Genomic DNA, 13,090 nt, shown 5'->3' on the forward strand with positions numbered 1-13,090 from the left:
GGGAGCGAGCCTGCTCGCGATAGCGGTGGTACATCCGCCGCCGATCTGACAAACAAACACCAAAAAGCCCAGGACGGCCCACACCGTCCCGGGCTTTTTCATGCTGGCGGGTTTAGAACGCGCCCATGTAGTCGCGTTTGCCCACTTCTACGCCATTGTGGCGCAGCAGCGCGTAGGTGGTGGTGACGTGGAAGAAGAACTGCGGCAGACCATAGGTCAGCAGGTAGTTCTGGCCGGTGAAGCGTTTTTCCTTCGGCGTGCCCGGACGGGTGACGATCTCGATGCCTTCCTTGCCATCGATCTGCTCGGGGCTGATACCGTCGATGAACGCCAATACCTTGGCGATCAAGGCTTGCAGTTCGGCAAAGGTGGTTTCGCTGTCGTCATATTTCGGCACTTCAAGCTCGGCCAGGCGCGCAGATACGCCTTTGGCAAAATCCACCGCGATCTGCACCTGGCGTACCAGCGGGAACATGTCCGGGTACAGGCGAGCTTGCAGGAACGCGTTCGGGTCGATGTTTTTCGCAGTGGCGTGGGCTTCAGCCTTGTTCAGGACATCACTCAGGGCGTTGAGCATCTGCTTGAAAACCGGGATGGAAGCGGCGTACAGGGAAATAGTCATGGCGATCTCATGCAGGTGGCAGGAAAGGACAAATCAAACGGGTGCGATTATAGCCACGCCTTATTGCACAGCTTGTCTTTTATTGCGCAAGGATTAGGCTAGGCGGCTTCCACAGCAGAGGGAACGCGCGATGAGTATCGAAGAACAAAGCCCGGCCGAAGAACCGCGGCTCAACAGCACGGAAATCCGCATTCTCGGCGCGCTGGTCGAAAAGCAGGCCACCAACCCTGAGACCTACCCGCTGACGCTCAACGCCCTGGTGCTGGCCTGCAACCAGAAGACCAGCCGTGAGCCGGTCATGAACCTCAACCCGGGCCAGGTCGGCCAGAGCCTGCGTGCACTGGAAGGTCGCGGCTTTACCAAACTGGTGATGGGCAGCCGCGCCGACCGCTGGGAGCATCGGGTCGACAAGGCCCTGGAGCTGGTGCCGGCCCAAGTGATTCTGATGGGGTTGCTGTTCTTGCGCGGCCCGCAGACAGTCAATGAACTGCTGACCCGTAGCGGTCGGATGCACGATTTCGAAGACACTGAACAGGTGGTGCATCAGCTTGAACGGCTGATTGCCCGTGGCTTGGCGCTGTTGGTGCCGCGCCAGCCCGGCCAGCGGGAAGACCGCTACATACACGCCATGGGCGACCCGGCGGATATCGAAGCGATCCTCGCCGCCCGCCAGCATCCCGTGGAGCGTGGTGCCGGCAGCGGCGTGTCACTGGAGCGCATCGAAGAGCTCGAAGCGCGGATCGCCGCACTGGAGGAGCGTCTGGCCAGGCTGGAATAGCCGTGTAGGAGCTGTCGAGTGCCGCGAGGCTGCGATCTTGTTCCAGACAATTGAGTCGAGAGCGAAAGATCAAACTCCAAAGATCGCTACGCAGCCCGGGCGAACGCCACGGCCTTCTTGAATTGTTCCGCGCTGGGCCGCACGCCGGTGTACAGGACAAACTGCTCCAGGGCCTGGATCGCAATCACTTCGAGCCCGGTGATGACCCGTTTGCCCTCAGCCTGGGCGCGCACGATCAGCGGTGTTTGCGACGGGATCGCCACCACATCGAACACCATCTCGGCGGCTGCGATGGTGTCGGGCTCGAACGCCAGTTGATCGGCTTCCGGGCCACCGGTCATGCCGATCGGCGTGACGTTGATCAGCATCTGCGGTCGTCGCTGCCCCAGTTCAGCCTGCCACTCGTACCCCAGGGAGCCGGCCAAGGCTCGCCCGGCGGTTTCGTTGCGGGCAACGATCAAACCGTTTTTATAGCCGCCGTCGCGCAAAGCGCTGGCCACCGCCTTGGCCATGCCGCCGCTGCCGCGCAAGGCAAAGGTCGAGTCCTTGGGCACAGCATGGGTTTTCAACAATTGGGCAATAGCAATGTAGTCGGTGTTGTAAGCCTTTAAATGACCATTGGTGTTGACGATGGTGTTGATGGACTGGATCGCCGCAGCAGAGGGATCCAGCTCATCGACCAGGGCAATGCAGGCCTCCTTGAATGGCATCGACACCCCGCACCCACGGATGCCCAAGGCCCGAATACCGCCGATGGCACCGGGCAGGTCCTGGCTGCTGAATGCCTTGTAGTAGAAATTCAGCCCCAGTTGCTCATACAAGTGATTGTGAAAGCGCAGGCCGAAATTCCCGGGGCGGCCCGATAGCGACATGCAAAGCTGGGTGTCTTTGTCGGGATTGATCTGCATGCGTGACTCCTTCTCGTAAATAAACCGCTACAGACCTTACACAATATTTACCCAACGGCGCGGCAAATTCTGGAAAAATCGCTGTCAGAGCAAGTATCCCCGCGGCCCTCATTCGGGTCTGTTGCAGACCACAGGCGCCGGGGCCAAAACGAGGAATCGTTATGAACCGTCAACTCCCCATCATCGCCCTGCTCGTGGGGGCACTCGCGGTCACCGGCCAGGCATCCGCCCATGGTCGAGGTGGTTGGGAGGGGCCCGCCGTGTTTGGTGCAATCGTTGGTTCGGCCATCGTCGGCTCAGCGATCATCAACCGTGATCGTCCGGTTTACGTGCAGCAACCGGTGTACGTCCAGCCACAGCCGGTTTATGTGCAGCAGCCACCACCGGTCTACTACCAGCCACAGCCGGTCTACATCGAGCGCCCTGTCTACTATCGCCCGGCGCCGGTGTATTACGGGCCACCACGGGGCTATTACTACGGCCCACCGCGCGGTCATTACGGGCGCTGGTAGTCAGTAAACGAAAGGCCTGTGATCGAGGATCACAGGCCTTTCTTTCAAGAGACATAAAGCCGAGCAAGCGCCGTCACCACGGGTTTTATCGGCTAGACGTGCTCGCTGCTTTTGAGTCGTACCGGGCCATGCTCTACCGGTGCATGGGCTGCCTCCGCCACCACCGGAATCTCGTTGCCATCGCAGTCGTGCAGCTTGCCGTCACTGAAGTAGTCGCCTTCGCGCAGCGCCGCCAGGTCCTGATAACGCAACACCCGCTCGGTACCGGCGGCGAATACGGACTGCTGATCCGAGTTGCCCCGGGTGAAGTGATTGAAGGCCAGGTTCAGCACGATGGCCATGATCGCCGAAGAGCTGATGCCCGAATGGAAGATCGTCGCAAACCAGCTCGGGAAATGATCGTAGAAATTCGGCGCGGCGATGGGAATCATGCCGAAACCGATAGAGGTGGCGACGATGATCAGGTTGACGTTGTTGCGGTAGTCGACTTTTGACAGCGTCCGGATGCCGCTGGCCGCCACGGTGCCGAACAGCACGATACCGGCACCGCCCAGCACCGAGGTCGGCACCGCCGCGATCACTCGGCCCATGAACGGCAGCAGGCCGAGTACCACCAGAAAGATCCCGCCAGTTGCCACCACGAAACGGCTCTTGATCCCCGTCACCGCCACCAGCCCGACATTCTGGGCAAAGGCGCTCTGGGTGAAGGAGCCAAAGATCGGCGCGATCATGCTCGACAGCATGTCGGCCCGCAGGCCATTGCCCAGACGCCTGGAGTCGACTTTGGTGTCGATGATCTCGCCGACCGCGAGGATATCGGCGGACGTTTCCACCAATGTCACCATGATCACGATGCACATTGACAGAATGGCCGCGACATGAAAAGTCGGCATGCCGAAGTGGAAGGGTGTGGGGAAGCCGAACATAGGGCCTTGGCTGACGGATGAGAAGTCCGCCATGCCCAGGAATACGGCAATGACTGTGCCAATGACCATTGCCAGCAGAATCGACAGCCGCGAGATCGTCGCGCTGCCCATTTTGCTCAGCAGCAGCACCAGAACCAGGGTGACGGCGGCCAAACCGATATTGGCCATACTGCCGAAATCGGCGGCGTGGCTATTGCCACCCATGGCCCAGCGCGCCGCGACCGGCATCAAGGTCAAGCCAATGGTGGTGATGACGATGCCGGTGACCAACGGTGGAAAGAACCGGGTGATTCGCGAGAATACCGGGGTAATCAGCAAGCCGATCAAGGACGCGGCGATCACCGCTCCGAGGATGGCCTGGAATCCCCCTTCTCCGCCGCTGCCGACGATCGCCACCATGGTCGCGACCCCGGAAAACGAAACGCCCTGCACGAGGGGTAACTGGCAGCCAAAAAATGGCAGGCCAAGGGTTTGCAACAATGTTGCCAGCCCTCCCGCAAACAATGACGCCGCGATCAACAGGCCGATGTCCGCCGGTGACAAGCCGGCGGCCTGACCGATGATCAATGGCACAGCGACGATGCCACCGTACATGGTCAACACATGTTGCAGGCCGTAAGCCATATTCGCGCCGACGCCAAGGTTTTCGTCCTCGGGCCGTGGGAGTGAAACATGGGGCGTTTTCATGGTTCGGGAGTTCCCTGTTTTTTGTTATGCGCACACTGTATTCAAAACTCAGGACATATGTCCATAGAGTTGTATACAACTTATTGCGCACACCCGTCCTCTCCCGCGCCGCTTTCCGCCCCCTGCTTCCTGGTTTCGTTACAGCAGCCCGACCACTGCGGGCCGTAAAAGCTCACGGGGCGGTACGCGCAGACCAAACTCGTTTTCCAGCAGGTCGATCAGTTCGTCGGCGTCGGTGATTGTCCGGCGCTCGCTCTGCTCGCCTATCCGGTGCAAGGCATAGCTGTTGCCGTTGAGGGTCTTGCGCAATCCATCGCCAGTGCGGGCCACCATCAACCGGCCCATGAACGGCGACTCGGGGTGGTTGCTGACATACCAATTGCCGACGGTGTAGTCGATGTCTTCCTGGCGCTGCAGATCGAACAGGTACATCGGCCGCCATTCGTCGGCCACGCAGGCACGGAGCAGATAACCGTCTGGGTGAGCCTCGATACGATAGGGTTCGTGGGGAGTGGCCTGGGTATCACGACTGTCCAGCAGCAGCGGCGCGGTCGGCACCATGCCGCCGAAGCCGACATCGGTGGTGTAACGCACCCCGTCAAGCGTCACCAGGCTGAGGCGGTGGGTGCGGGCCGGCCAGGCACCTTCAGGGGCATTCATCACCACCCGCCCGGTGATGCCTCGGGCTTCGAAGCCCAGTTCCAACAACAGCGCCAGGAACAACTGATTGAGCTCATAGCAGTAGCCGCCACGGCCTTGCTCGAAGACTTTTCGCTCCACTGATTCGAGGTCAATGGGCACGGGTTGGCCCAGCAGCGTCGAAAGGGTTTCAAAGGGGAACTCGGCGGTGTGGCGTCGTTGAAGCTGGCGCAAGGTTTCAAGCGTCGGGGCTGGCGGGGTGTCGAAGCCCAGGCGTTGCAGATAACGGCCCGAATCGTTCAGTCGGGTTTGGCTCATGAGGATGTCCTTTCCTGTCCAGTGCAGGGCTTACAAAAAGCACGCTGCTGGGATGCAGATATAAGGCATTCCCCTTTGCGAGACAATAACTGGCCAGGAGAACTCGCTCCCTCACCGACGTTTTCGCGAAGCGAGCCGGATCCAGGTGGGAGCATGGTCGCTGGGATGTGGTTGATTCCTGACCCATGCGTCCACGCCCGCCTCGCTCAGGTAAGGACTGGCCGCCGGGTTGAGCAGCAGGTGATCGATGCGCAGCCCGGAGTTCTTTTGCCAGTGCTGACGGAAATAATCCCAGAAGGTGTATACCCGCTCATCCGGGTACAGGTGGCGCAACGAATCGGTCCAACCCTGGTCGAGCAACCTTTGGTAGCACTCGCGGCTTTGCGGTTGCAGCAGTGCATCCTTGAGCCAGGAACGCGGGTTGTAGATGTCCAGGTCGGTGGGCACCACGTTGTAATCCCCCGCCAGCACCACCGGATGATCGCTGGTCTGCAGCCCTTGAGCATAGGCGATCAGCCGTTCGAACCAGGCCAGTTTGTAATCGAATTTGGGCCCTGGCTGCGGATTACCGTTAGGCAGATAAAGACAACCCACCAGCACGCCATGCACCGCTGCCTCCAGATAACGACTGTGGCTGTCATCGCCGCCGCCGGGCAAGCCACGCCGGCTCTCCAGCGGTTGCGCATCACGGGCCAGGATCGCAACGCCATTCCAGGACGCCTGGCCGTGCCAGAGCGATCCGTACCCCACCGACTCCAGCTGCGCTGCGGGGAAATCCTTGTCCGCTGCCTTGAGTTCCTGCAAGCAGACAATGTCGGGTTTCTCCCGCTCCAGCCACTCCAGCAGATTGGGCAGTCGGGCCCGGATGCCATTGATATTGAAGGTCGCTATGCGCAGTTTTTTCATCGGGCCAGAGCTCCAGTTCCAGAACACTAGCTGTGACCGATAAGCCACCGTGGTGGTTGCCACAAACGTTCACGAACCGGTTTTCGACAGCGGCCGGCCGCTCTCGAGCAAATGCGCAAACGCCTGCTTGTCGATCGGCCGACTGAGGAAATAGCCCTGCACTTCGTGGCATTGGTCCGAACCCAGCGAGCCCAGTTGCGCAAGGGTTTCCACACCTTCAGCCGTGACGGTCAAGCCCATGGCCTTGCCCAGGTTGATGATCGCCTGCACCACCGCGCGATCGTTGCTGCTGTTGCTCATGGACGCAATGAAGCGCTTGTCGATCTTGATGCCGTCGAAAGGATAGGTACGCAGATAGCCAAGTGAGGAATAGCCGGTACCAAAATCGTCCATGTTCAAGCGCACGCCCAGCTCCTTCAGTGCGTTCATGACCTGGAGGGCACCATCTACATCGTTGAGCATCACGTTTTCGGTGATCTCAAGCTCCAGGCGACTCGCCGGGAAACGGGTGTCGATCAGCACCTGACGCACATCTTGCACCACATCGCTGCGCTCAAATTGCGCCGGTGACAGGTTGACCGAAACCATCAGTTCCCCCGGCCAGGTCAACGCGGTTTCACAGGCCTCGCGCAACACCCAACGCGACAGCGGGACAATCAGCTCGGTCTGCTCAGCCAAGGGAATGAACGCATCGGGGCCCAGCAAGCCCTGGGTCGGATGCTGCCAGCGAACCAGCGCCTCGACGGCCACGATCTCCCGGCCATCGACTTTGTAGCGCGGCTGGAAATGCAGGACGAATTCGTTGTTCTTCACGGCCTGACGCAAGTCGCTTTCCAGTTGCCGTCGATGCTGGATTTGATCGTTCATCTGCGAAGCAAAATAGCACCAGGTTTTCTTACCCTCGGACTTGGCCTGGTACAAGGCGATATCGGCGCAACGGATCAACTCACCCGGTACATAACCCTGGCGGCGGCTGACGGCAATGCCGATGCTGGCGCCGATGTGCAACGCATGGGTCTCGTAATGGATCGGTTGCTGCAGGCTTTCGATCAGTCGCCCACAGAACCGGTCGATCTCGGTGGTGTTTTCCATCCCGCCGAGCACCACCACGAACTCATCGCCCCCCAACCGCGCCACGAGGTCCTGCTCGCGTGTACTGTCGCGCAGACGCTGGGCCACTTCCAGCAGCACCGCGTCGCCGGCCGGGTGACCGAGTGAATCGTTGATCGGTTTGAAATTGTCCAGATCCACCATCAGCAGCGTCAACGGTGCCGAATGCTCCTTGGCCACCAGCGCATCATCCAGGTGCCGGGCCAGCTTGTTGCGGTTTGGCAGGCCAGTCAGCGCATCGTGCAGCGACAGATGCTGTACCTGGGCATGGGCGGCCACTTCGTCAGTGATGTCGCTGGCAGTGCCGCGATAGCCCACCACCTGCGCCTTGTTGTAGATCGGCCGCGCCGACACTCGACAGAAGCGTAATTGCCCGGAATGATCGCGGTAGGAACAGCGCAGGTTGCTGGCGTTCTGTTCTTCGGTCAGCTTGCCCAGCCACAAGGCGATCGGGGTCGTATCGCAATACAACAGCTGTTCGATATCCTGACCCAGCCATTGCTGATCGGAGAACCCGGTGACCGTGTTGAAACGTCCCGACAGATAGGTGATGTGCTGCCGGTCGTCAATTTCCCAGATCCAGTCGGAAGCGGCCTCGGCCACCGCCCGAAAACGTTCTTCGCTGGCTTCAAGGGCCTGGGTCGACATTTCCAGGCTGTCGTAGCTGGCATCCACATGCCGCGCGGTGCGCATGGCGTATCGAAAAAAGTAAGCAGTCAACAGCGCCAGAATCAACAGCGCGCCGCCCAGTGGCGGTATCAGCGACCAGAGCAATTGCTGGCCCGGCCGCTCCAGCCGGGACACCAGGCTGTAACCGGTACTGTCCAGCGGCACGGCTGGCTGACCGGCTTGCAGCGCCGTGTCTTGCTTGAGCGTCAGGTCGGTCAGTCCGTAACTTTTACCCAGTTTGCGGAGCTTGACCGGCGTCAGTTGGTCGACGAACAGCAGGACCGATGTCCCCTTGGATTCGACCTGGGGGCGCTCGTCATTGGGCAGGATCACCGACGCGGTGACGATGGCGGGCCAGCCTTCGAACAGCGTGTAACGAACCGTGGACACGGTCAGATCGGGTTGCTTCTGAAGCTGCGCCACCAGATCGGCCAGGGGCAGATTCATGTAAGCCGCCGCATCCCTCTGGACATTCTGCCCGCGTACCACCGCGTACTTGGTGCGTTCCCGGTCAATGACAAACACGCCCTCGTATTCATCGTTGGTGAAGAGCGTCTTGCCCATATTCTGTTCGGTGTAGGCCCATTGCACATCGACCTCACCGTTGAGGTGCTCATAGGCCGTGGTCCAGTAGGTATAACTGGCAATGTAGTTCTTCGAGGCAGTGATACGGTTCTGGAGGGCCCGCTCCGTATAGAAATGGGTCTTGCGCGCATCCTGCGCGTCCAGTTCATGGGCGATATTGAACAGCGCGGCAACGGCCACCAGCACGCCCAGGACAAACAAGCCGGCGACGGCCAGCACCAGGCGACGGGTGATGGGGGTGTGACGCGTAGTATGTGCAGGGGTATCGGCAGCGGTATCCATTGACCTGCTCCTGTCCTATCGACGCTGGCTTCGACGTGTCAGAACAGGCAATCCCCGGTGTTCCGTCACGCCCTTGACCTTAGCACCCACTGCCTGAACGGTTGGCAAGCCTCCAAGATTTGAGACGAGGCCTGCACATCATTGCCATTTCGCTGGCCAAGTGCCTGAACAATTGACCGTGACAAGCCGCCGATGATTCCACGATTTCAACGATCCGAGCGCGCCAGCGTATCAAACCCGTCTTCCATCGATAGCGCCGCCACTCGGTTGCGTCCGCTGTGCTTGGCCTGATAAAGCGCCGCGTCGGCCCGCTGGAGGAACACCTCAATGCTGTCCAGACTGCTGGGCACGAACGCGTAGCAGCCCAGGCTCACCGTCAAGTAGCCGGTAGGAGAGCCGGCATGGGTGATGTGTTGGTCGATGACGCTGCGGCGGATCTGCTCGGCCAAGGCCAAGGCCCCTTGCAGGTTGGTATCGGGCAGCAGCACCGCGAACTCCTCGCCGCCATAGCGCACGGCAAGGTCAGCCTTGCGATGACAGCAACCCTTGAGCACCTTCGCCATTTCTGCCAGGCAATGATCCCCGGCCACGTGGCCATAGGTGTCGTTGTAACGCTTGAAGAAATCGATATCGAGCATGATCAGGCTCAAGGGGCTGCGCTGGCGGGCGCCCCGGCCAAACTCGATGTCCAGGGCCCGCTCGAACAGCCGACGGTTCGCAAGCCCGGTCAGGCTGTCATGGGTGGCAATCAGCTCCAACGCCTCCTGGGCCTTGCGCAGGTCCGCTTCGATCCGTTCGCTGTTGCGCAACTGGCGCACGAATACCCAGCCGAACAGGCAGATGCCCACCACCACCAACGCTACGATGAGACTGGATTTGAAGGCCCTGTCGTGCCACCCCGCCAGGATCGCCTGTTCGGACATCGCGGCGGTGACCACCAGTGGATAGGCCTGTAAATGCTGGTGGTCATAGAGCCTGAGGACGCCATCGGCAGCGGAACGGATGGTCGCGTTGCCGGCGCTGTCGCTGTACGGCTCATGCTGAAAGACGGGTTCCTCGGCCAGGGATCGACCGATTTTCGCCTCGTCGAAGGGCCGCCGGGCCAGCAAGGTCCCGTCGGACAAGGCCAGGACCATTTCGTCTTGGTCAGCGAGGCTGAAGCTTTCGAAGAATTGATCGAAGTACGACATCTTGATCCCGGCCAACAATACGCCCTGGAAGTTGCCGTCCTGATCATTCAAGCGCCGCGACACCGGGATGATCCAGTCACCATTTTGTCGACTGCGGATCGCCGGCCCGATATGAGCGGTCAGGGCGGTGTTCTGCTGATGGAAAGTAAAGTAGTCCCGATCTGCTACCCCTGGGCCCCTGTGCAGTTGTTCAAAGGAGGTAATGACCCAATGACCGTGCTTGTCGAACAGGAACAGGCCATGCAATTGCTCCAGTGCTTGCACGCGCCGGGCAAAGGTTTTCTGCAGACGTGGTTGCAGCGCCGGACCGAAACCGTCGCTTTCTATCCAGTCCGCGAGGGAGGTCAGGACCAGGTCCGTCTGCTGGAAGGTGTCCTGGGCCTGTTGGGCCATGGCCCGGGTGAGGTTGGCTGAGGCGGTGCGCGCCGACTCCAGGTCGTAGCGACGAGACTGTTCCAGTTGCAAAAAAAGCAGGCCACACAGGCACAGGCAGACCGCCGCGATAAACGCCACCGCTGCCTTGAGCAACGGCAGGCGCTTGAGGGCACCACCGGGGACATGGAACGGATCAAAATTGGGGATAGGCAAGCGAATTCCTGAGGGGGGCAAAGCATGAGCGAAACCCTCAAAGCCCCCAATAATCGTGAGCTTAGCCTACCGCCTGGGGGGGCGGCAATTTGCCGGTGTGGCGTAGCCGATGGGTGGCTCAATGGATCCAAAATCCTGCGCATCGCCCTGTCAAATTCGCCCATTCAGGCAGGGTCAATTCGAGTCCAGGAATTAGCCACACAGGCCACTAAACGAGGCGTTTGCTCAGGTAGGTCGCCGAGGCCGGGCACAATGACTTGAATTGGGCTGTTTGGCTGATCGACATTGGCGCCAGCGCACGGTCACGCGCCTGATATCCCTGGGCGACAAAAAACGCGGCGGCGCTGTCAGTGAGCAAGTGAAAGCGTTCCGCGCCCTGGTTTTTCGCAAAGTCTTCCAGAGCGACCAGCATCGCTGCACCTATGCCGCGCCCCCGCAGTCCCTCAGGGACCACCAAAGAGCGTAACAATCGGTCCGCGCCCTCCCCCTCGATCCCGCCAAACGCCGCCTGAGCGTCTGCTTGCCTGAAGCTGAAAAAACGTCGGCCCTGCTGGTTCAGGTCGTCCACTGGCAGACCCGCCAGGATCAGCGCCTGGCGCAACGGCTCCAACTCCTCATTACTCAGTTCGGTCATGTGCATGGCATTGCTCTGGCAGAGGTTCTGCATAGAAAACTACGCCGCCAGCACCCTCGTACGCAACTGCTCGCGGAGAACAAAATTGAACGGCCCGTGCTTTGCGCGAACTAACCAGGTTCATGCCCTGCCCAGGTTCTCACACCAAAGTCGGCAAGGGCCAAAACCTGAACAGCAATGGCACAGGTGACCGTTCACATGGACTCAAGCTCTCTCCAATTCCTTACCGACACCCAATTACTCGGCATCTCCATCGCCAACTGGCTCCTGGCCCTGGGTGTGATGGTGGTGAGTTTTATCATCGTCAGGGCCGGTATCGGCTTGCTGTTGAGAAAAGTGCAGGCCCGGGCACAGAAACCCGATGCGTATGTCAGCCACATCGCCGTCGAGGTACTGTCCAGCACCAGCAATACGCTGTTGTTACTGGCCTCCATCCTCATTGGTGTCGGCGTCCTGGACCTGCCGGAGCGTTGGCTTGACCGGGTCAGCAGCCTCTGGTTCGTGGTCGCAGCCTTGCAGGTGGGACTGTGGGCCAATCGGGCAATCGCCCTGGCGTTGCTGCACTACTTCGCCCGCCACAGCCACTCCGACATCCATCAGAAAAGCGCGTTGGCCACCCTGAGCCTGTGGGGCGCGAAGGTGTTTCTCTGGGCCGTGGTGCTCCTGACGATGCTCTCCAATCTGGGCGTGAACATCACCGCCTTTATCGCCAGCCTCGGGGTCGGTGGTATCGCCGTGGCGCTGGCGGTGCAGAACATCCTCGGTGATCTGTTCGCCTCGCTGTCCATCGCCGTGGACAAACCGTTCGAGGTCGGCGACTTCATTGTCGTGGGTTCCCTGGCCGGCACTGTGGAACATGTCGGCTTGAAAACCACGCGGATCCGTAGCCTGGGTGGCGAGCAAATCGTGATGGCCAATGCCGGAATGATCAGCACCACCATTCAGAACTACAAACGGCTTCAGGAGCGACGCATCGTCTTTGAATTCGCCCTGCCCCATGACTGCTCGACAGAACAGCTAAGGCAAGTGCCGGTCATCGTCGAAAACATCATCAAGGCTCAGGAAAAGACCCGCTTCGACCGCTCGCACTTTCGTGGTTTCGGCGAGAGCGCACTGGAATTCGAAACGGTGTACATCGTGCTGGACCCCAGCTACAACGTTTACATGGATGTCCAACAAGCGATCAACCTGGGCATGATGGAAGAATTCGCCAGAATCGGTGTGCGGTTTGCGATCCCGGCCCGTACCGTTCATGTCGCCTCGCTGCCCGATACGCAGGGGCAAACGTCCAAGGAAAATGCTCACAAGACCTCGCTGGAAGCCGCGCCTGAGTATCGATCGCAGCATTAATATCCAATCTCACAGTCAGCACTTGCCCTGTGGGAGCGAAGCTTGCTCGCGATGAGGGCGGACACGCAAATGGACGCCCACTCGTATCAAATAAACCTGACAGACCGCCGATTGGCTTGCCGATTGAGCAGCGCATTGGAGCCGGCCTCAATCGCCGACGACCGGTTCTCCACTGGGGGTTTCCCCACGAGCAGGCTCAACGCGTTGTCGATCTCGTCGGCCGCCCCTTGTGCGTATTGTGCGTTTGCCCAGCCCCAGTGGTGTTCAAACATCAACCCGCCCACCGCCTGAGCGCACAGTTCATCACTGCTTACACCCATCTTTCCCGCCGCAGCGATCACGGCCATAAGGGCTTGTTCCAACTGACAAATTCGCTCGGTAGACAC

At 60.1% G+C, this 13,090-nt stretch carries 12 protein-coding genes; 3 read left to right on the plus strand and 9 right to left on the minus strand.

Features of this window, described 5'->3' with window-relative positions:
- Positions 1 to 112: 112 nt before the first annotated feature.
- Positions 113 to 622 (minus strand): DUF1993 domain-containing protein, encoded by a 510-nt coding sequence (locus tag HU811_RS04605; RefSeq protein ID WP_092400556.1) that lies wholly within the window; start codon positions 620 to 622, stop codon positions 113 to 115.
- Between the two features lie 130 nt (positions 623 to 752).
- On the opposite strand from HU811_RS04605, the gene HU811_RS04610 reads away from it, so the two are divergent.
- Complete coding sequence (locus HU811_RS04610) at positions 753 to 1,400, plus strand: YceH family protein (protein WP_092400554.1); 648 nt, start codon at positions 753 to 755, stop codon at positions 1,398 to 1,400.
- Between the two features lie 86 nt (positions 1,401 to 1,486).
- Here HU811_RS04610 and HU811_RS04615 read toward each other — a convergent pair whose 3' ends face one another.
- Positions 1,487 to 2,308 (minus strand): shikimate 5-dehydrogenase, encoded by an 822-nt coding sequence (locus tag HU811_RS04615; RefSeq protein ID WP_186654302.1) that lies wholly within the window; start codon positions 2,306 to 2,308, stop codon positions 1,487 to 1,489.
- A 161-nt stretch (positions 2,309 to 2,469) separates the two neighbouring features.
- Between HU811_RS04615 and HU811_RS04620 the strand changes: the two genes are divergently transcribed.
- Entirely contained in the window at positions 2,470 to 2,820 is a 351-nt protein-coding gene (locus HU811_RS04620) for a hypothetical protein (RefSeq protein ID WP_092400550.1), read from the plus strand.
- 92 nt (positions 2,821 to 2,912) lie between these two features.
- Here HU811_RS04620 and HU811_RS04625 read toward each other — a convergent pair whose 3' ends face one another.
- The 6 genes from HU811_RS04625 to arsN2 form a co-directional block, all read right to left on the minus strand.
- On the minus strand, positions 2,913 to 4,433 hold the full coding sequence (locus tag HU811_RS04625) for a nucleobase:cation symporter-2 family protein (RefSeq protein ID WP_186654305.1): 1,521 nt from the start codon (positions 4,431 to 4,433) through the stop codon (positions 2,913 to 2,915).
- A gap of 138 nt (positions 4,434 to 4,571) precedes the next feature.
- Positions 4,572 to 5,390, minus strand: a complete 819-nt coding sequence (locus HU811_RS04630) for an arylamine N-acetyltransferase family protein (RefSeq protein WP_186654308.1) — start codon at positions 5,388 to 5,390, stop codon at positions 4,572 to 4,574.
- Positions 5,391 to 5,501: 111 nt separating this feature from the next.
- Positions 5,502 to 6,296 carry an exodeoxyribonuclease III gene (gene xth, locus HU811_RS04635; RefSeq protein ID WP_186654312.1) on the minus strand — a complete coding sequence of 265 codons (795 nt, stop codon included), beginning with the start codon at positions 6,294 to 6,296 and terminating at the stop codon, positions 5,502 to 5,504.
- A gap of 69 nt (positions 6,297 to 6,365) precedes the next feature.
- Positions 6,366 to 8,942: a bifunctional diguanylate cyclase/phosphodiesterase gene (locus HU811_RS04640; RefSeq protein ID WP_186654315.1), complete on the minus strand. Its 2,577-nt coding sequence runs from the start codon at positions 8,940 to 8,942 to the stop codon at positions 6,366 to 6,368.
- A gap of 206 nt (positions 8,943 to 9,148) precedes the next feature.
- Positions 9,149 to 10,720, minus strand: coding sequence for a sensor domain-containing diguanylate cyclase (locus HU811_RS04645; RefSeq protein ID WP_186654317.1), 1,572 nt, complete (start codon positions 10,718 to 10,720; stop codon positions 9,149 to 9,151).
- Positions 10,721 to 10,928: 208 nt separating this feature from the next.
- Complete coding sequence (gene arsN2, locus HU811_RS04650; protein WP_225248383.1) at positions 10,929 to 11,387, minus strand: arsenic resistance N-acetyltransferase ArsN2; 459 nt, start codon at positions 11,385 to 11,387, stop codon at positions 10,929 to 10,931.
- A gap of 165 nt (positions 11,388 to 11,552) precedes the next feature.
- Between arsN2 and HU811_RS04655 the strand changes: the two genes are divergently transcribed.
- Positions 11,553 to 12,704 carry a mechanosensitive ion channel family protein gene (locus HU811_RS04655; RefSeq protein WP_186654319.1) on the plus strand — a complete coding sequence of 384 codons (1,152 nt, stop codon included), beginning with the start codon at positions 11,553 to 11,555 and terminating at the stop codon, positions 12,702 to 12,704.
- Positions 12,705 to 12,790: 86 nt separating this feature from the next.
- Here HU811_RS04655 and HU811_RS04660 read toward each other — a convergent pair whose 3' ends face one another.
- Positions 12,791 to 13,051: a hypothetical protein gene (locus HU811_RS04660; protein ID WP_186654322.1), complete on the minus strand. Its 261-nt coding sequence runs from the start codon at positions 13,049 to 13,051 to the stop codon at positions 12,791 to 12,793.
- Positions 13,052 to 13,090: the final 39 nt, after the last annotated feature.

Origin of the sequence: Pseudomonas tehranensis (assembly GCF_014268615.1) — a bacterium.
Lineage (GTDB): Bacteria > Pseudomonadota > Gammaproteobacteria > Pseudomonadales > Pseudomonadaceae > Aquipseudomonas > Aquipseudomonas tehranensis.